Here is an 18595-nt window from a genome sequence, read left to right as displayed (position 1 = left end):
AGTCCTCAGCCTCTGCAGCGTTGCCGCTTTACTTCCTGCTTCCGCGTTTCCTAACTGGCCGGCTCCCAACCCCGCAACAGGAAACTCCACGCCAGGCTTTGCACTGCGTTGAGGTCGCGGTCTATTTCTAAACTCAGAAAACCCACACCTGGCAATACTACCTGAAATAGGCACCGTAAACTACCCGACTCCGACCGCTAAGCGGTACGGAGCGGGCTTCTGGTAGCCCTGCAGTTGGCAAGCCAACCACGGACCTCTAGGCCGGTTTACAGCGACCCCCAAAAGGGCAATGACGTTGGCACCGTTCAAATCTGCATCCCCTTCCCAACCACAGGCCGGGTTCACACAACGAAAATGCTTCCCTTCCCGTTGCCCAAGCCACAAACACCGGTGGCAGGTCTGCGAGCTGTAGGCAGGCGGCACCACCACAACCTTCACCCCTGCTCTGGCGGCCTTGTAGTGCACAAACTGCCGCAACTGGTAGAACGCCCCTCGCGCTAGCGGGCCGTAGGCCTCACTGTTCGCCCGCCGCCGCTCCGTCTTGCTGCGTGGCTGTTGGTTGGTACGCTCCCGGATCCCGGTCAGGTCTTCCAAGGCAATAAAACGGTGGGTGGCCAGTGCCCTAGCAACAATGGACTTGGAGATGCAGTGGTTCACCCAAGTTTGAAAGCGTCTTTCCTTGCCAGGCAACCGTTGCAGCAGCTCCCGACACCGACGCCGAGTGCTGCGTGTGCCCCTACTGGCCTTGCGTTGGAGAACTGCTCTCAACCGGGAGTAGTGGTCTCTGACCCGGTTCAGCTGCTGTCCATTCCAGTGGTCTCCCTCAGAAGTATGGGCAATATCTCTCCTACCCAAGTCCACACCAATCGCCCCGGTGGTGTCTCGTGGCTCCGGCGCCTCAGACTCCACGCAAATTTGAATGGAGTAGGAACCGTCTTGGCGTTTGACCAACGTGGCCGCTTTGGGATGAGAACCCGCCAGCATGCCGCGCTGGTAGGAGCCAACATCCAACTCAAAGCGTTCCCGCCCCTCAACGGTGGTCAGCGACACCGTCCAGTCCTTCTCGCGGAAAGAGAAGATGCGGGCATCGTAGGTAACAAAGCCAGACTTGAACGCTTTGACCGGACGGTTCTTTTGCTGGGCAACCTTGCGGGCAGCGGCCAACTTTCTGCACACCTGTTGTGCCACTCGCGCTAGCGGGACGGAGTCCTTATTGCTGGATAGCCCAAAGCGGGTACGAATTGCGCGGTAGCAGAGCGATTGAAGCTTGACTGGGTTGACCACCTTCTCTGGTGTGTTTTGGTTGACCCAGTAAGGCCTACGGCCCGCTGGCGCGAGGAGTGCTTGTGCAAAAGCAGACAAGGTTGCCTCTAGCTTCACGGCTTGCGAAGCAGATACCTTGAGCTTGCAGGAGATAGTCAGGACTTGGGTCATGTCACAGTTATCCGTCATCCGCATTTCTCCCGACCCTGACCCTACGGGTACAGGGCGGGGCTCCTGTGGTTTCTAGCTGATCCAGTTGCCACAGAGGCAGCAGCTATCTCGAACGTGCTTCCTCTGCAAGGATGGGAAATCCGGAGAGTCCTTGAGCCTACACTCCGGCAAAAGTGAAGAAAACAGGATCCCTGAGCCCGGTTGGTCGGATCGACCTCTAGATTGGGTGAGGTGTCGATAGTGCCCCAACCATGAGCAAGCCTAGCTTTGCGGTGATCGGCCTGGCGGTGATGGGGGAAAACCTGGCCCTCAACGTCGAGCGCAACGGCTTTCCGGTTGCCGTCTACAACCGCACCGGCTCCAAAACCGACCAGTTCATGCGGGAGCGAGCCCAAGGCAAACAGGTCACCCCTGCCTACAGCCTGCCGGAATTGGTGCAGATGATGGAGCGGCCCCGCAAAATCCTGATCATGGTCAAGGCGGGCCCGCCGGTAGACGCGGTGATCGACGAGCTGAAGCCGCTGCTGGAGCCGGGAGACATCCTCATCGATGGCGGCAACTCCCTCTACACCGATACGGATCGCCGCGCCGAGGCTCTGGAGTCCACCGGGATCCACTTTGTCGGCATGGGGGTGAGCGGCGGCGAAGAGGGCGCCCTCAACGGCCCCAGCCTCATGCCCGGCTGCAGCCCGGAAGCCTATCGCCAACTGGAGCCCATCCTGAGCAAAATTGCCGCTCAAGTGGCGGATGGCCCCTGCGTTACCTACCTGGGGCCCAAAGGGGGCGGGCACTACGTGAAGATGGTGCACAACGGCATCGAATATGGCGATATGCAACTGATCGCCGAGGTCTATGACTTGATGCGCCGGGGCTTGAAGCTGACGGCCTCGCAGATGCAGGAGATTTTTCAGGCCTGGAACGAGACGGAGCTGGAGTCGTTTTTGATTGAGATTACCGCCAAGATTTTGGGAACGCTGGATCCGGAGACGGGCAAGCCGCTGGTGGATCTGATTTTGGACAAGGCGGGGCAGAAGGGGACGGGCTTGTGGACGGTCAAGGATGCCCTGGATTTGGGGGTGCCGGTGCCCACCATCGAAGCGGCGGTGCAAGCTCGCATCCTCTCGTCGCTGAAAGAGGAGCGGGTGGCTGCCTCTGCTCAGTTGAAAGGGCCCGATGCAACTTTTGAAGGGGATCCCGACTGCTTCCTTGAAGATCTGCGTGCCGCCCTCTATTGTTCTAAGATCTGTTCCTATGCCCAGGGGATGGCGCTGCTCAGGCAAGCCACCGTTGCCCACGGCTATGTCTATACCTTCAGCGAGATCCCGCGGATTTGGAAAGGGGGCTGTATCATCCGCGCCCGCTTTCTGGGCGAGATCCAATCAGCCTACAAACGGGATCCAGAGCTGGTGAACCTACTTTTGGATGAGGAGTTCAAGCAGGCGATCCAGGAGCGACAGGGCTCCTGGCGGCGGGTGGTGGCCACGGCGGCAGCCCTGGGGATCCCGATCCCAGCCATCAGCGCCTCCTTGGCCTACTACGACAGCTACCGCACCGCCGACCTGCCCCAGAACCTCACCCAGGCCCAGCGGGACTTCTTCGGGGCCCACACCTTTGAGCGCATCGACAGGCCGGGGGTTTTCCACCACGCCTGGAATCCCTAGAAGTCTTGGGATCTCCCTCTGGCCTGGGATCTGTCAGCGTTGATCCATGAGTTTGTGCAGGTGTTCTCCGATGACCTGGATGCTGCTGAGGATGCGCTCTTCCGGTTGGTAGCTGAAGGCGAGGCGCAGGGCGTAATCCCCTTGGCCACCGGCAAAGCAGTGGGTGCCCCCAGGGATCCCTCGCTGCGAAACATCTCCAAGCGGCGATTAACAGTGCCAATCCCAGCTACTGACCAGCAGTCTCGGACAAAGCCGCGGGTGGGACAACCGCCAGCTTGGGAAAAGGGGGAGTTGAGGTTTTGCTTCCCCCTCTATGCAGCAGCACGTAGAAGCAAGGGATCACCACCAAGGTCAGCAGCGTCGCCAAAGAAAGGCCGGAAAAAACCACAACCCCCAGCGGTTGCAGCAGCTCGGATCCCTCTCCCCAGCCCAACGCCAAGGGGAACAGGCCCAGCACCGTCGTCACTGTGGTCATCAGGATCGGGCGCAGCCGCTGCGGGGCAGCCTCTAGCATGGCGCTGCGATAATCCAAGCCTTGTTCCTCTCGAATTTGGTTGGCCAGCTCCACCATCAAGATGGCGTTGTTGACCACAATGCCCACCAGCAGCACCACCCCCACCAGCACCGTAGCCCCCACTGCCGTGCGGGTGAGGAACAGGCCCAGGATGCCGCCGGAGAGGGCCAAAGGCACCGTCAGCATGATCACCAGCGGGTCGAGGAGGGAGTTATACTGCACCGCCATCACCACAAACACCAAAAAAGCTGCCAGGGATCCCAGCAGCAGCAGGTTGTTGCGCAGCTCCCGGTTGTTTTCCAAGGCCACGCTGGGCAGGCGGGTCACGCCGGCAGGCAGTTCCAGGCCCGACAGGATCTCATCCACCTCGGCGACAGCAGCGCTCTGGTTGGCTCCGGCCCTGAGGCTGCCGTTCAAAATGACCACCTGCCGTTGGTTGAGGCGGCGAATTTCCCCGGGGGCCTCCCCCATCTGCAACCTGGCCACATCCCCCAAGCGCAGCGGCTGGCCATTCTGCACAGCCAAGGGCAGGCGTTCCAGTTGGGAAGGCTGGGTGATGGGCGTGGCCAGGCGAACCCGCACATCCAGAAGGCGGCTGCCCTGCTGCAATTGGATGGGCACGGATCCCTGCACCGCCGTCTGCACCACCCGGCCTATGTCCTGAAGGCTGAGGCGCAGGGGAGCGGCCCGCTCCCAATCCGGCCAAATCTGGAGCTCCGGCTGGCTATCGTCGGCATCAGGGCGGAAGGTGGAGAGGGTAGCCTGCTCGTCCAAGGCCCGCAACACCCTGCGGCTAGCCTCTTGAAGCGCCTGAGTGGCCTCCCCTTGGAGCACCACGTCCACTTCGGCATTGACGGCAGAATTGCGGGCGAAAAGGCCGCGGACGCTGCCCGGAAACACGCGGATGCGGGATCCCACCAAGTTCAGTTGGCCTATCAACCCGTTCACCCGATCCACGAAACGTCCCACGTCGGTGCCGGGCTTGAGGGTGATGGTGCTGGTGCCCCGCAGGGGGTTCTCAACAGTGCTGCCCCCAAAGGCGGATCCACCTGCCGTGGTGAACGCATACTCCACCTCAGGTTGCTCTAGCAAAAGGCGATCCACCGCCTGCATGATGCGGTGGTTGGTCTCCAGAGTGGTGCCGGGGGCAAAGTTGGCAGACAGGTTCACCTGCCCGGTGGCGATGCGGGGCAGAAGCTCTTGGTTCAGTTGCCCGGCCATCCAATAGCTGCCCCCGCCCAGGAGGAGAAAAGCCAGCAGGATAGGCAGCGCCGGTCGCCGTAACAAGCGGCTCAGCAGCCGTCGATAGGCATAGGTGCCACCCAGGATCCCCCGCCCAAAGCTGCGGATCGGGCCCCAGTGGCGCAGCCCACTGCTGCGGCGGATCGTCAACAGGCGAGAGGTGAGCATCGGCACCACCGTCAGGCCCACCACCAGGGATCCGGCCACGGCAAAGCTGATGGTCAAAATCAGCTCGTTGAAAATCAGCGAAACAAAACCTCCCACCAGCAAGAAGGGCAACACCGACACCAGGTTGGTGGCCGTGGAGGCCACCAGGGCCGATTCCAACTGGCGGCTGCTGCGCTCCGCTTGCTCCAGCACCCGCTGCCCAAACCAACGGGCGTCCTGCCGTGGGATCCCTTCTGTTCCTTTGGCGATGTTTTCCAACATCACGATGGCGTTGTCCACCACGATCCCCACCCCCAGGGCCAGCCCTCCCAGGCTGATGATATTGATGGAAAGGCCGAACAGGCCCATCAGCAGCACTGCCGCCAGGGTGGCCAGGGGAATGGCAGTCACCACGATCAGGGTTTGGCGCAGGGATCCCAAAAACAGCAACACCGCCAGCCCGGCCAGCACCGCCCCGCTCAAGCCGGCAAGAGCCACACTTTGAATCGAGCTGCGGATGAAGCGGGACTCGTCGCTGGTGGGGATCAGGGTTACTTGCGGCGGAATGAGGCCGGCGGCCCGCAGTTGTTCCAGGCGGCAACGGATCCCGTCCACCACGCGGATGGTGTTGGCATCCGGCTGCTTTTGAATGCTCAGGCGCACAGCCGGCTCTCCATTCAAGGTCACCCGCACCCCCTCGGCAGCAGGGCGCACGGCCACCGTGGCAAAGTCTGTTAGGCGCACCGTCCCTCCACTGGGGGTGTTGAAGCGCAGCGCTTGAATATCTTCCGGGCTGCGGAACCGGCCTATTGTGCGCGTCAAAGGCTCCACTAGCTCGCCGCGGATCCGTCCCCCGGCAAGATCCTGGTTGCGGGCCTGCAGTTGGCCGAGCACATCCGTCAGGCCCAGCCCCAATGCCTGCAGCCGCTCCACATCCAGATCCACCTGCACCTCTTCGAGAGTGCCCCCGGCCACATCCACCGTGGCCACCCCCGGCACCACGCCCAACTCGCGGGCCAACTCTTCCTCGGCAAAGCGGCGCAGCTCCACATCCGTCAGCCCGGGCGCGTTCAGGGCAAACTCATAAACGGGCAACTGGGAAGGGTCAAACTTAAACACCGTGGGAGCCGAAACCCCATCCGGCAGCCGTCCTCTGGCTCGGTTCACCGCCGCCGTGGTGTCGTTGAGGGCTTGATCGATGTTGCCCCCCGGCGCAAAGAAGAGATCCACCCGGACTTGCCCTTCGCGGGTGGTGGAATAGATCTGTTCCACCCCTTCCACAGTGGAAAGCGAGTCTTCCAGAGGGCGGGTAATCTCCTCGACGGCCACCTCTGGGGTTACTCCCGCCAGCTCCACCCGCACGCCAATGCGGGGATAGACAATCGAGGGCAACAGATCCACCGGCAGGCGGGTGAGGAAATAGAAGCCCATGACGATCGCCGCCAAAGCCAGCATCAGGGTGCCAATGTGGCGGCGGATGGCCAGGCCGCTGAGGCTGAGTCCGCTCGGGGCTGGGGTCATGGGCGTAGCTCCTTAAACGTTTAGAATCGTTCCGAGAGGACACTTAGCTGCACTTCCTGCCCATCTTGCAAAGGGGCAGCGCTGCGCACCACAAACGGCTCGCCAGCTTCCAATCCCGACACGATCTCCACCTGGCCATCCCGCTGTGCTCCCAGTTGCACCGGGCGGGCCAACACCCGCGCCGTTTCCCCCTGCCGCTCCACCACAAAGACCAGGGCTGCACCCGGCTCGTTCTGTTGAATTGCTGTGGCTGGCACGATCACCCGCTGCGCCTGCGGCCTGGTCAGCTCCACTCGGGCCAACAAGCCACTGCCGATGCGGCCGCCGGGGTTGGGGATCACCACTTCAACCGGGATCAGGCGGGCCTGGGGATCGGCAGCCGGGGAGATGCGGGCAATTTGTCCAGCGAAGCGTTGGCCAGGAAAGGCGTCCAATTCCACCTGAACGGCTTGGCCCACCTGCACCCGCGCCAGCTCCAATTCAGAAAGGGGAAACTCCACCCTCACCTGGCTGAAATCGGCCACCGTCAGCACGTCTGCCCCCGCGTTCAAAAAAGCGCCCGGATCCGCCTGCCGGGAGAGCACCACCCCCGTCAGGGGCGAGCGCAGTTGGGTGTAGGAAAGGCGCTCCTGGGCCTGGGCCACCAGGGATCCCTGGGCGTCCACCTGGCGCTGGGCAGCGATCACCGCTTGCTCTTGGACACGTACCTGTTCCTCTGCCGAGCGCAAGGCCTGAGCAGCCGTGCGGGCGGCGGTGCGGGCTTGTTCCGCCTGTTGGGCGGAAACAGCTCCCTTTTGCGCCAGTTGTCCTAGGCGTTCGGCATCGGCCTCCAGTTGCAAAAGGTTCAGGCGGGCCTGCTCCACTTGGGTGCGGGCATTGCTCAGTTGCGCCTGCGCCTGGGCCACCTGAGATTCCTGCGCCGCCAGTTGCGATTGGGCCTGCAGCAGAGCCGCCTGCAGCAGGGTGGGATCCAACTGACCCAGCAGTTGCCCCGCCTGCACCGGATCCCCGACATCCACCGCTAGCTGTAGCAACAGCCCCTCGATCCGGGTGCGCAGCGTCGCCTGCCGCAGGGGCTGGGTGGTGCCGGTGTAGCGCAAGTCGGCCCCCAGGGATCCCACCTGGGCTGTGGCCACATCCACCGAGACAGGGCGCGGCGCCCTACCTTGGCCGCCACCTTCCACCGGACGCTGGGCCCAAACCATCTGGGTATAGGCGACAGAGCCGGGAACGCCCACAAGCAACGCCAGAGCGAAGGCAAAAGCTAGAGGGAGTTGCCTTGCCGAGCCGGAGCTCTGTCCTGCCGGCAGGATGAGTAGCCCAGCTCCCCTTTTGCTGCAGCGCATCAGCCACCTACCACTCGCTTGCCCGCTGTAACTGCCCTCGAAGAGAACAAGCCCGCCTCACAACCCAAAAACGACGGCCCATCCGGCTAGACTGCCCACCTGGGGAAAGGGTTCAAACCCGGATGGTCGGCCTTGTGATCTTTTCAGGGGCCTTGCCCTAGCAAGCCTTCACATTTCTACACGACAAAAGGGATCCCTGCCAACCCGCCCTATTCCAAGCAAGTTCTGGGCGAGATGAAGGCACCTACAAAAAGGATGAGACCCATACCGCTACGCCATCCATCTCCAAAGCGGTTTCGGGCCCAGCTAGCTAGCTGAGCTTTTGAATGGGCGCGATGCGGGGATCCAAGATTTTCTGCTGGCCGATGGCGGGAAACCTCACCGCCAGGGTGATCCGTTCGCCGCTGCCGAACACGTGGGTAATTTGCCCCTGTCCGAATTGGGGATGTTGCAGGCGATCCCCAACTGCCCACTGGGAGGAACGGCTTTGGCGGCGAGCAGCCTTTGCTTTGGGCGTGGCCGCAGCCGCGTTGTCGGCGGAGAACGAAAGCCCCCTGCCTCTCTCCCATTGGATTAGCTCTTGGGGCAGCTCGCTTAAAAATAGAGAGGGAATAGCTGGTTCCCGGTTGCCGTAGAGCCGCCGCTCGCTGGCGTGGCAGAGAAACAATTGCTCGCGGGCGCGGGTGATGCCCACGTAGCAGAGGCGCCGTTCCTCTTCCAAAGCAGCGGGATCCTCCAGGGCGCGAAAATTGGGAAATAGGCCCTGTTCCAACCCCACCAAAAACACCACCGGGAACTCCAGCCCTTTGGAAGCGTGCAACGTCATTAACGAAACTTTCTCAGCTCCCTCCTGAAGGTTGTCCAAATCGGAAGCCAAAGACACATTGCTCAAGAAAGCCTCAAGGCTGGGATCCTCCTGTTCTTCTTCAAATTGGCGGGCCGCGTTGTAGAGTTCCATCACGTTGGCGATCCTTTCCTCGGCCTCTTCTGTGCCCTGGGCCTTGAGATCTTCCAGATAGCCGCAATCCCGCAGCAGCCCCTCTAGGAGGGCGGCAGCCGAAACCTGGGCCATCTGTCTGTGCCAATGCTGGATAAGCTCGGCAAACTGAAGAACCGGCTTGGCCGAACGCCCCACCAGGTTGGTGACAGAAGCCTCGTCGCTGAGGATAGTCCACAGGGGTACATTTAAGGCAGCCGCCGCTTCGGTTAGCTTGTCCAGAGTCGATTTGCCGATACCCCGCCGCGGCACATTGATAATGCGTAACAGGCTAAAAGAATCGGCAGGGTTGAGCACAACCCGCAAATAGGCCAGCACATCCTTAATCTCTTTGCGATCGTAAAATCGCAGCCCGCCCACCACCGTGTAAGGGATCCCCCACCGCAGCAAAACCTCTTCAAAGGGGCGAGATTGGGCGTTGGTGCGGTAGAGAATGGCAAAATTTCCCCAGGAAGAGTTGGGATTTTGGCCGTGTAATCGTCGGATGGCGTTGACCACAAACTCAGCCTCGGCCATCTCATCTTCGGCCTGATGGCAGATGATAAAACTGCCCTGATGGCGCGTTGGCCGGAGAACCTTGTCAATGCGCTCGGTGTTTTTCTCGATGAGGGTATTGGCCGCCTGCAAAATCGTGGCGGTGGAGCGATAGTTTTCTTCCAATTTGATCAGGGTGCGGGTATCGTCGTCCGGCAGGCCATCGCCAAAGGTCTCTTGAAACTCCAGCAAAATGGTGAAATCAGCCCCCCGAAAGCGATAGATGCTTTGATCCGCATCGCCCACCACAAAGAGGGAGCGATTGGTCCAGTCCCACTCGGAGCGGCGGGTCTCGCCGTTGGTTGCCAGCAGCCGGATCAGCTCGTACTGGGTGCGGTTGGTATCTTGGTATTCGTCCACCAAGATGTGCCGAAAGTGCTGGTGCCAGTAGGCCAAGACCTGCTCATTTTGACGAAAAAGCTGCACCGGGATCCAAATTAAGTTGTCGAAATCGAGGGCATTGTTGGCCGCCAGTTGATCTTCGTAGAGCTCGTAAACCTGAGCGAGGATGCGGCCTCGGAAGTTGGGCTGGTGGCGCTCTAAATCGCGAGGAGTCCAACCCTGGTTTTTGGCATTGCTAATGGCGTAGCGCACCGATCTTGGATCGAACTTGCGCTCATCTAAGTTGAGTTGCTTAGTTACAATCTCTTTAACCAGGGATTGGGCGTCCGATTCATCGAAAATCGAGAAGTTACGAGTCCACTTGCGTCCCTTGGGATCCTGGTATTTTTCAATCTCCAGGCGCAGGATCTGGGCAAATAGGCTGTGGAACGTACCAATCCAAAGGGGTTTAATCCAGCGGCGGTAAACCGCCGATTTCAGCCGCGTCGCCTGGGCCGGCTCCAGTTGCTCCAAGGGGATCCCAAACTGCTCCTGGGCCTCCTGCTGGGCAAAGAGCTGCTCGATGCGCTCTTTCATTTCGCGGGCGGCCTTGTTGGTGAAGGTCACGGCCAAAATCTCCCCCGGATCCACCCGATAGTGGCGGATGAGGTGGGCGATGCGATAGGCGAGGGTGCGCGTCTTGCCGGAACCTGCCCCCGCCACCACCAGCAAAGGGCCGCAAAAGTGTTGCACCGCTTGGCGTTGAGAAGGATTGAGGCCATCCAACAAGGAGCCAGAAGTCATATCTGCCGCCAACGAGAAACTGCTTTCCATTATGGGCGCAGGCTGGCTGGCAACCCAACAGGCTTGGGAAGCCCAAAAGGTACTCTAGAGCGCCAAAGCTAAAGATGAAGATTGGTTAAGATTTGGCCAGCTCACCCCAGAACTTGCTGCTATGAAACGAGTTTTGCTTAGTTGCGGGGCCCCACCTAATTGCTGCCCGCTTGGCTTTCCAAAAAGACTGGTCGCTTTGGGGGTTGCTACCTTTGCTCTCCTCTCCGCGGGCCCGTTGGCTCCAGCTCAAGCCGGCAACTGCCCCAGCAGCGGCAACCCCCAAGCCTCTCTTGACCTCAAGCTGGAAAGCGTTTCCGGGGATCGGCTCGACTTAAGTCAGTACGACGGCATTCAGGCCGTGATCTTGACCAACAGCCAAACCCGCTCCCAAGCGGAAGCTCTTTCCAAAAGCTTGGCCCTGGAGTTTGGGCAAAACCCTCGGCTGCGCCAGATCGTGTTGGTCGATGGCAGAGGGCTGTTGCTGGTGCGAAACCTGGTTTTACAGGCCATCCGCGAGAGCGCGCCCACGGATCCGCGCTTGGTTTCTCCGTTTGTCTATGTCTCCGTCGATTTCGAGGGAGCAACCATCCAGAGGCTGCAGGAGGTGGCTGCCGAGGTGCTGCCGGGGATCGATTTTCGCCGCCAGGCCGCCTTGCTGCTTTTGGACAACCAAGGCACCCTCCTGGGCGGGTTCGCCAACCTGGACCAGTCCAACCTCAGCATTCGTCAGTGCATTCGCACGCGCACTTGATTGCCCTGGATCCCGCTTTTCCGTTGCTTCCTCCCCAACCGCTAAACTGGTTCTAGCGAAGTCATGTGCAAACTTGAGAGCAAACCTGTCAGACGGCTTGGTGCCGGGATCCCATGCGTCGCCAGCTCAAGACCTTAAACCAAATCCTCGACTACAAGCTGGCCGATTTGCGGCTGTTTGGCCGCGCGGAGCTGAAGGGTCAGGTGCTGAATGTGTTGCTGGAACGGCTGCCCGGCGATGTGGTGGATACCCTGCAGGTGATGGAGGTGGTGCGCAACGCCGTGGAAGCCTCGCTGCTGCAGGGGTTGCGAAAAGTCAACGTTTACCTCTGGTGCCGCGGGCAAATGGATGAGGCACCGGAGTGGAGCGAAAGCTTCGCCGTAGAGCCATTGGTCTTGGCCCACCCCAAGGAGCCCCGCAGTCTTGCTTCCAGCTACCGACAAGACTATCCCGGCAGGCGCGTGCTGTTTTTCTGCCTAGGCCTTTGCCTGGCCGGCTTCTACCTGGTGGGGGGCTGGGAGCGGACGGGTTGGATCAACTGGATCCCGGTGGGGCTGGCCTTCGCCTTAGGGGTGTTCTTCCCCTGGCTCAAACGCTCCCTCAACCAATGGGTGCACCCCCTGTTTCTCCGCTTTGGTCTGGGGCTGGGGTTGGTCTTGCTGGGCCTGGCGGTGGCGCTGATCTGGCGGCAGGGCTGGAGCCTTGCCCGCGGGATCCTCGCCCTGCTGGCCCTTCTCTTGCTGGGCTTGGGAGCCTGAGATCTCTCACTCGGCCGTGGTGCCGCTGAAAACAGGCAGGGCTGGCCCGGTCATCCATACGTGTTGGGTATCGGGATCCCAGCGAATCTCCAGATTGCCTCCCGGCAGCTCTACCGTGGCTTGGGGCTCGGCCCGCTCTTCCAAAACGGCGGCCACCAGGGCGGCACAGGCGCCTGTCCCACAGGCCAGCGTCGCCCCTGCCCCCCGCTCCCAAACCCGCAGCCGCAGGCGGTTGGGGCCGAGCACCTGCACAAATTCGGTGTTGGTGCGCTCGGGAAAGGCTGGGTGATGCTCAAACAGGGGGCCTACCCTTTCCAAGTCCAGCTCCTCCAGGGATCCCTCTTCTTCCAAGAAGACCACACAATGGGGGTTGCCCATGCTCACCGCCGTCACCGGCCACTCCCGCCCGGCCACCGGGAGCGGTTGCCGAATCACCTTGGCATCCGGTTTGGCCAAAGTGGTGGGGACTTGCCCGGCCAAGAGGCGAGGGATCCCCATGTCCACCGTCACCAGGCCATTTGGCTGCACCCGCGGCACGATCCGCCCCGCCAAGGTGTGGATCGGGTAGGCACCGTCTCGGCCAGGGATCCCCAGATCCTGCAAAAAGCGGGCCAAGCAGCGGATCCCGTTGCCGCACATCTCCGGCTCCGAGCCGTCGCTGTTGAACAGGCGCATGCTGAAGTCGGCCCCCTCCTGCCCCGGCAGCAGAAAGATAACCCCATCTGCCCCCACGCCAAAGCGGCGGTTGCAGAGGGCAACGGCTTCCTCAGGCGTCAGGCAGGGCTGCGGCTGGTGGCGGTTGTCCACCAAGATAAAGTCGTTCCCCAGCCCCTGGTATTTGTGGAAAGAGAGACGGGAGGGCAAACGAACAGGCATGCAGCGGAACCGCAAAACAACCGGCTTCAATCCTCGTGCATCTCGTAGGGATCCTGCAAGTCCTTAGAAGGGGGGCCAAAGGCCGTGTAGATGGCAAACGCGGTGATGCAGATGGTAACTGCCGCGATCGCCACAATCAGGGAAAAGGTGGGCTCCATATCTTCGATCCTGAGGGTATTCGACTATAGTATTACACAAGTTTACAATTCATTGCCTGAGACAAAAGGGTTCGGCCAGATTCTGATAGCCTGATTTTAGGGGGCGGCTGTCTTGACGGTGCTGAGCAGCAGCGCTCCGCCGCCCTGATCACTCCCAACTTGATAAATCCATCCTGTCCTGTCTTTGACCTATCGCGAGAACCTATGGCCATTCGTACCAAACTGGGCGATCTGCTGCGTCCCCTCAACTCGGAATACGGCAAAGTGGCCCCTGGCTGGGGCACCACGCCCCTGATGGCGGTCTTCATGGCTCTGTTCGCCGTCTTTTTGTTGATCATTCTGCAGATCTACAACAAGTCGCTGCTCTTGGAAGACATCAACGTCTCTTGGGAGAGCCTCAGCTTCTGAGCACCTTTGGCTACCGTTGGCGCTGTTTCTGAAAAAATGCCGGTATCGAGAGGTTTTTGTGTCCCAGCCGGCACCAGTTTTCAGCAGACGGATCCCCAGCTTCTCCTCCTGAGTGCTGCTTCTATCTACAGGCTCCCCTGCCTTTGATGGGGAGCCCCTGGCTATCGACAACGAGGACGGACAGCTTCTAACAGACTCCTGGCCGCTGGGCAGGTGTTTCGATTTGGGTAGACTGGGAAGACCCAGGTATCCCCTGCCTGTAACCGAAAGCCAGGAGATGCTTCATGAGTCCCTTTGTCAATCCTCCTCAAGCATTGACTGCCGGCGAGTTTTTATCTCACTTGGAGGAGATAACAGGAGCCTACAAAGTCAGGACATCGATTATCACTTTTTACAGCAGAATTTGGAGTCAAGCATTCGATCTCAAGTTTTCTAAGGGTCAGTGGATTTTCGGATACAGCCCTTACTGGAGAGCGCTTTTGGAAGCTAAGCTCCAAAGCAGCGAATACTATCCCATATCTTGCGTTGTCAGAACCTTCGCCGACGAAAAACACAAGCGCAAGGCCCCAAATGGCAAAACTGTCCTGATCCCAACCAAAGAGCTAAGGATGTTCCTTCTGCCGGCTCCAGGGCAGGTTATTAGGCTAACTCCAGAGGAGTGCTTTGCCTGCCAAAATACAGATGCCCAAACAGGAGAGCCACTCCCCATTGAGCAAGATGTCAAGTTCTTGTAGTAGCGGCAGTGGGAGTTAGGAAACTCTGCTGGGGCTAATCCCACAGGACTAGGGCCATGTAGCTTAACCCCAATCAAGAGCTTGGCTCCAAGCGCAACAGGGATCCGTTGGGGGCATCGGTCAACAAGTAGAGCAAGCCATCCGGCCCCTGGCGCACATCCCGGATGCGACCCACCGCCCCTTGCAGCAGGCGCTCTTCTGCCACAACGCGATCCCCATCTAGTACCAAACGCGCCAAATGCTGTCCCGCCAAAGCCCCCACGAATAAGTTGCCCCGCCATTCAGGGAAGGCATCTCCTGTATAAAAGGCCATGCCGGAAGGGGCAATGGAGGGCGTCCAGTGCAGCAGCGGCGAAGCCAATCCAGGAGCTGCCGCCAGTCCTTGGCCGACCGGTTCGCCGCTGTACTCCCGACCATGGGTAATCAGGGGCCAGCCGTAGTTGACGCCGGGGGCCAAGATGTTGATCTCGTCCCCCCCTTGCGCCCCATGTTCGTGCATCCAAATGGCTCCTGTCTCGGGGTGGCGGGCCATTCCCTGAATGTTGCGGTGGCCATAGGTAAAAATTTCCGGCAAAGCCCCCGCTTGATTCACAAAAGGATTGTCCGCCGGGATCCCGCCTGTATCCGTAACGCGCAACACCTTGCCGGCGGCATCCCCCGGATCCTGGGCCCGATCCCGCTCGCCGCGGTCGCCGGTGCTGATGTAGAGAAACCCTTCTTCGTCAAAGGCCAGGCGGGAGCCGAAGTGCTGTTGGGCAGGCGTCTTGCGCTCCATGTCAAAAATCACTTCCAGATCCTGGAGTCCTCTTTCTCCCAGGCGGGCCCGCGCCACTCGCGTCCCCCCGCCGCCTGGCCCAGGAGCTGCATGGGACAAGTAGATCCAGCCGTTCTCTGCGTAGTTGGGGTGCAAGGCAATATCCAGCAGCCCTCCCTGGCCGCGGGCAAACACCTCCGGTACTCCAGCGATGGGCTGGGGATCCAACCCCTGCTCGGTAACTCGGCGCAGCCGGCCCGGACGTTCGGTCACCAGGATGGTTCCGTCTGGCAGAAAGGCCATCCCCCAAGGATGCTCCAACCCGCTTGCCAACGTCACGACCTGGAAGCGCTGCTCTGTCCTGGCTCTGGGCAGAGCTTGGGCGTGATCCCCCTGTTGCAGAGACATGACCGTTTCCGGTCTGACCGGGTAGGCCCCAACAGGGGCGGACAACCCCCCCAAAAGCAACAGCGAGGAGAGAAGTTTTATCGCCGGGATCCTCAGAGCCATTGCCACCTCGTTTTCGCGATGGATTTTGAGGTTTGAGCTAGCCAATCATTGCTGCTGCTCTTCTAAAAAGATGTACTGATGGGAGCAGAGTTGGCTGCGCACAAGAGTGGGGAGCTGCCTGCTCCCTTGCGGCCTTGGGTTAGCCTTGAGGGCAGCGATCTGCCCCCAAACCATGCTGGAACCCGCCGAGATCTTCGCCCAGCCCCAGAGGCAAACCTGTGGATCCCTGCAGGAACTTCAGGCCCATCCCAGGGGGATCCGTCTCCTCTGTACTCAGGGCTGCTGGTCTGTGCAGGTGCTCACCCCTCGTCTGCTGCGGCTGCGCTTTAGCCCCAGCGGCGAGTTTTTGCCCCGTCGTTCTTGGGATGTGGCTCTGGCGGATGCAGAGTGGCCGCCGGCTCCTTTTGAGCTGCAGGAAAGCCCCACCCAAGTTCACCTCAGCACTTCTCTGGTGCAACTGCAGATCGACCGGGATCCCCTCCGCTTTAGCTTTCGGGATCTCCAGGGGCAGGTGTTCTGTGCCGATATTGGCCTCAGTTGGGGATCCGATGGGATCCGCCTGGTTAAATCCCTCCACCCCGCCGAGCACATCTACGGCCTGGGAGAACGGGCTGGCCTGCTCAACAAACGGGGTCGGCGCTACAGCCACTGGACCCGCGACTGCTGGGGCTACGACGCCCACAGTGACAACCTCTATCTGGCCATTCCCTTTGCCTTGCTCCTCCGCCCTGGCCTCTGCTACGGCCTCTTCCTGCACTGCACCCACTGGAGCCAGTTCGACCTGGGCCAGGCGGAGCCTGAACAGTGGGCCATCGAAGTGTGCGCCCCCGAGCTGGACTACTACCTCATCTACGGCCCTACCCCCGCCTTGGTGCTCCAGACCTACACCCAACTCACCGGGCGAACCCCCCTGCCTCCGCTCTGGGCCCTCGGCTACCAGCAGTGCCGCTGGAGCTACGCCAGCGCTGCTCAGGTACAGAACATTGCCGAGCAATTTCGCCAGCGCCAGATCCCCTGCGACGTCATCTACCTGGATATCGACTACATGCGCGGCTACCGCGTTTTCACCTGGGATCCCCGCCGCTTCCCCGATCCCGCCCGCCTCACGGCCCGGCTGCATGAAGCCGGCTTTCGAGTGGTGGCCATTGGGGATCCCGGCGTCAAGTTCGATCCCGAAGCCGACTACGCCGTTTTTGACGAGGGCCTGGTCCAAGACTTCTTCATTCGCCGCGCCGACGGCCACCTCTTCCACGGCTATGTTTGGCCGGGCAAAGTTCTCTTCCCCGATTTCTCGCGCCCCGCAGTGCGGCAGTGGTGGGGATCCTGGCAGCGGGTTCTCACTCAAGCCGGTGTAGATGGCATCTGGAACGACATGAATGAGCCGGCCCTCAACGACCGCCCCTTTGGAGATGGGGGCCAAATTGTGGACATCCCCCCCGACGCCCCCCAAGGATCCCCCGAAGAGCGCACCACCCACGCCGAGGTGCACAACCTCTATGGCCTCCTGATGGCCCGCGCCTCCCGCGAGGGTCTAGAACAGCTCTGCCCCAACCAGCGCCCCTTTGTCCTCACCCGCTCCGGCTTTGCCGGGATCCAGCGCTGGGCTGCCGTCTGGACAGGAGACAACCAATCCTCCTGGGAACATCTGGAGATGTCCCTACCCATGCTCCTCAACCTGGGCCTGTCGGGAGTTAGCTTTGTCGGCGCCGACATCGGCGGCTTTGGGGGCAACGCCACTCCCGAGCTGTTTGCCCGCTGGATGCAAATGGGGCTCCTCTATCCCCTCATGCGCGGCCACAGTGCTCAGGGAACTCGCCCCCACGAACCCTGGAGCTTTGGCCCTGAAGTGGAAGCCATTGCTCGACAGGCCATCCAGCTGCGTTATCAACTGTTGCCCTACCTCTACAGCCTCTTCTGGGAGTCCAGCCAAACCGGCTCCCCCATCCTGCGCCCCCTGTTCTACGAATTCCCTGACGATCCCCAGACCTACGAGATCTCAGACCAAGCCATGCTGGGATCCGCCCTCCTAGCTGCCCCCGTCGTCCGTCCGGGGATCCGCTGCCGAGCCGTCTATCTCCCGGCGGGCACCTGGTTTGACTGGTGGACAGGCCAGGCCCACCGCGGCCCTGGCTATGTGCTGGCCCCCGCCCCCCTTGACCAACTGCCTCTCTTCGTGCGCAGCGGCTCTATCCTGCCCTTAGCTCCTCCCTGCCAGTCCACCACCGACCTGCGCCGTGACCAACTGCGCCTTAAACTCTACCCCGGTGACGGCAGCTTCACCCTCTACGAAGACGACGGCCAAACCCTCGCCTACTCAAGCGGCCAGTGGGCCACCACCACCTTCCGCCTGCACCAGCAGGCCAACCAGCTCCTCCTAGAGATCAAGCCCCGCCACGGTGGCTGGATCCCACCCAAACGCACCTGGATCCTTGAGCCCCTTGGCCAGGCCCCCCTCCTCTTGCCCGACAGCGGCCAGGCCCAGCAGATCTGTCTGTCCAGCCCAGAAAGAGCCCGCCCCTAGTCAACTGCCCTCACCGCCTCCAGCAGCTCGCGGTTATCTCGCCTAAACAGAGGCAGCCACTCCACATGCTGGTAGCGCAGGATCCCTTGGCTATCCACCACAAAATAGGCCCGCCGTATCCCCAGCAGACTATCCACCCCGTATTGCTGGCTCACCCTCCTGTCCACATCGCTCAGCAAAGGAAACTCCAGCTTGAGCTGCTCGGCAAAGGCTTCGTGCTTGGAGACAGGATCACTGCTAATCCCCAAGATCTCGCACCCTGCTGCCCGAAAAGCTCCCCAATCCTCCCGAAAACAGCGCATCTCGCTCGTACACACCGGCGAGAAGTCCGCCGGGTAAAAAGCCAGCAACACCTTGCTCTTGCCCCGATAGGCCCCCAGCGAAATCTGGGCCCCCTTCGGGATCCCTTTCCCCACTGCAGGCAGGCTGAAGTCAGGAGCTGCGGTCCCAATCACAATACCCATAGAGCCATCCGACCTCAAGATCCCCTCACCAGTCTAACGGCGAATCCGGATCCCTTCTCCGCCGAAAAAACTTTGAGTTATCTCTTGACGGGATGAGTTTATGGGGGTTA

General features: G+C 61.0%; 14 protein-coding genes. 6 read left to right on the top strand and 8 right to left on the bottom strand.

Annotated features, from left to right (window positions below; genetic code table 11):
* Positions 1-180: 180 nt before the first annotated feature.
* The gene (locus tag NW826_RS09675) at positions 181-1434 is read right to left on the bottom strand and encodes an RNA-guided endonuclease InsQ/TnpB family protein (protein ID WP_414510077.1); all 1254 of its coding nucleotides are present in this window, start codon (positions 1432-1434) and stop codon (positions 181-183) included.
* A gap of 251 nt (positions 1435-1685) precedes the next feature.
* Between NW826_RS09675 and gndA the strand changes: the two genes are divergently transcribed.
* Positions 1686-3095 (top strand): NADP-dependent phosphogluconate dehydrogenase, encoded by a 1410-nt coding sequence (gene gndA, locus NW826_RS09670; RefSeq protein ID WP_414334911.1) that lies wholly within the window; start codon positions 1686-1688, stop codon positions 3093-3095.
* Positions 3096-3321: 226 nt separating this feature from the next.
* On the opposite strand, the gene NW826_RS09665 is transcribed toward gndA, so the two are convergent.
* The 3 genes from NW826_RS09665 to pcrA form a co-directional block, all read right to left on the bottom strand.
* The gene (locus tag NW826_RS09665; protein WP_414510015.1) at positions 3322-6519 is read right to left on the bottom strand and encodes an efflux RND transporter permease subunit; all 3198 of its coding nucleotides are present in this window, start codon (positions 6517-6519) and stop codon (positions 3322-3324) included.
* A 20-nt stretch (positions 6520-6539) separates the two neighbouring features.
* Entirely contained in the window at positions 6540-7757 is a 1218-nt protein-coding gene (locus NW826_RS09660) for an efflux RND transporter periplasmic adaptor subunit (protein WP_414341905.1), read from the bottom strand.
* Positions 7758-8175: 418 nt separating this feature from the next.
* The gene (gene pcrA, locus NW826_RS09655) at positions 8176-10521 is read right to left on the bottom strand and encodes a DNA helicase PcrA (protein ID WP_414510014.1); all 2346 of its coding nucleotides are present in this window, start codon (positions 10519-10521) and stop codon (positions 8176-8178) included.
* A 265-nt stretch (positions 10522-10786) separates the two neighbouring features.
* On the opposite strand from pcrA, the gene NW826_RS09650 reads away from it, so the two are divergent.
* Together NW826_RS09650 and NW826_RS09645 are read left to right on the top strand one after the other, a co-directional pair.
* Positions 10787-11302 carry a hypothetical protein gene (locus NW826_RS09650; protein ID WP_414334915.1) on the top strand — a complete coding sequence of 172 codons (516 nt, stop codon included), beginning with the start codon at positions 10787-10789 and terminating at the stop codon, positions 11300-11302.
* A 113-nt stretch (positions 11303-11415) separates the two neighbouring features.
* Positions 11416-12060, top strand: coding sequence for a hypothetical protein (locus NW826_RS09645; protein WP_414510013.1), 645 nt, complete (start codon positions 11416-11418; stop codon positions 12058-12060).
* A gap of 6 nt (positions 12061-12066) precedes the next feature.
* Here the strand turns inward: NW826_RS09645 and dapF are convergent, their stop codons facing one another.
* Both dapF and psbN read right to left on the bottom strand, forming a co-directional pair.
* Entirely contained in the window at positions 12067-12936 is an 870-nt protein-coding gene (gene dapF / locus NW826_RS09640) for a diaminopimelate epimerase (protein ID WP_414334917.1), read from the bottom strand.
* 26 nt (positions 12937-12962) lie between these two features.
* Positions 12963-13094, bottom strand: a complete 132-nt coding sequence (gene psbN, locus NW826_RS09635) for a photosystem II reaction center protein PsbN (RefSeq protein ID WP_011432995.1) — start codon at positions 13092-13094, stop codon at positions 12963-12965.
* A gap of 204 nt (positions 13095-13298) precedes the next feature.
* Here psbN and psbH point away from each other — a divergent pair, with 204 nt between their 5' ends.
* Together psbH and NW826_RS09625 are read left to right on the top strand one after the other, a co-directional pair.
* Positions 13299-13502, top strand: a complete 204-nt coding sequence (gene psbH, locus NW826_RS09630; protein ID WP_414331336.1) for a photosystem II reaction center phosphoprotein PsbH — start codon at positions 13299-13301, stop codon at positions 13500-13502.
* Between the two features lie 284 nt (positions 13503-13786).
* Positions 13787-14236 (top strand): hypothetical protein, encoded by a 450-nt coding sequence (locus NW826_RS09625; RefSeq protein WP_414510012.1) that lies wholly within the window; start codon positions 13787-13789, stop codon positions 14234-14236.
* 73 nt (positions 14237-14309) lie between these two features.
* On the opposite strand, the gene NW826_RS09620 is transcribed toward NW826_RS09625, so the two are convergent.
* Positions 14310-15398, bottom strand: a complete 1089-nt coding sequence (locus tag NW826_RS09620) for a PQQ-dependent sugar dehydrogenase (protein WP_414510011.1) — start codon at positions 15396-15398, stop codon at positions 14310-14312.
* 274 nt (positions 15399-15672) lie between these two features.
* On the opposite strand from NW826_RS09620, the gene NW826_RS09615 reads away from it, so the two are divergent.
* Positions 15673-18021 (top strand): glycoside hydrolase family 31 protein, encoded by a 2349-nt coding sequence (locus NW826_RS09615; RefSeq protein WP_414510010.1) that lies wholly within the window; start codon positions 15673-15675, stop codon positions 18019-18021.
* Here the strand turns inward: NW826_RS09615 and NW826_RS09610 are convergent.
* Entirely contained in the window at positions 18018-18485 is a 468-nt protein-coding gene (locus NW826_RS09610) for a peroxiredoxin family protein (protein WP_414510009.1), read from the bottom strand. The two genes, NW826_RS09615 and NW826_RS09610, sit on opposite strands and share 4 nt — an antisense overlap.
* Positions 18486-18595: the final 110 nt, after the last annotated feature.

The sequence above is a fragment of the Synechococcus sp. OH20 genome (genome assembly GCF_047502685.1).
Classification (GTDB): Bacteria; Cyanobacteriota; Cyanobacteriia; order Thermostichales; family Thermostichaceae; genus Thermostichus.
Note: the sequence above shows the minus strand (reverse complement) of the source record. Positions and strands in the feature narration are given on the sequence as shown.

Bases quoted from the DNA above. Each gene is read 5' to 3' on its own strand.
- dapF (WP_414334917.1), bottom strand. From the start codon at position 12,936: ATGCCTGTTCGTTTGCCCTCCCGTCTCTCTTTCCACAAATACCAGGGG.
- NW826_RS09620 (WP_414510011.1), bottom strand. From the start codon at position 15,398: ATGTCTCTGCAACAGGGGGATCACGCCCAAGCTCTGCCCAGAGCCAGG.
- NW826_RS09610 (WP_414510009.1), bottom strand. From the start codon at position 18,485: ATGGGTATTGTGATTGGGACCGCAGCTCCTGACTTCAGCCTGCCTGCA.
- NW826_RS09665 (WP_414510015.1), bottom strand. From the start codon at position 6,519: ATGACCCCAGCCCCGAGCGGACTCAGCCTCAGCGGCCTGGCCATCCGC.
- NW826_RS09645 (WP_414510013.1), top strand. From the start codon at position 11,416: ATGCGTCGCCAGCTCAAGACCTTAAACCAAATCCTCGACTACAAGCTG.
- pcrA (WP_414510014.1), bottom strand. From the start codon at position 10,521: ATGACTTCTGGCTCCTTGTTGGATGGCCTCAATCCTTCTCAACGCCAA.
- NW826_RS09675 (WP_414510077.1), bottom strand. From the start codon at position 1,434: ATGACCCAAGTCCTGACTATCTCCTGCAAGCTCAAGGTATCTGCTTCG.
- psbH (WP_414331336.1), top strand. From the start codon at position 13,299: ATGGCCATTCGTACCAAACTGGGCGATCTGCTGCGTCCCCTCAACTCG.
- psbN (WP_011432995.1), bottom strand. From the start codon at position 13,094: ATGGAGCCCACCTTTTCCCTGATTGTGGCGATCGCGGCAGTTACCATC.
- NW826_RS09615 (WP_414510010.1), top strand. From the start codon at position 15,673: ATGCTGGAACCCGCCGAGATCTTCGCCCAGCCCCAGAGGCAAACCTGT.
- gndA (WP_414334911.1), top strand. From the start codon at position 1,686: ATGAGCAAGCCTAGCTTTGCGGTGATCGGCCTGGCGGTGATGGGGGAA.
- NW826_RS09625 (WP_414510012.1), top strand. From the start codon at position 13,787: ATGAGTCCCTTTGTCAATCCTCCTCAAGCATTGACTGCCGGCGAGTTT.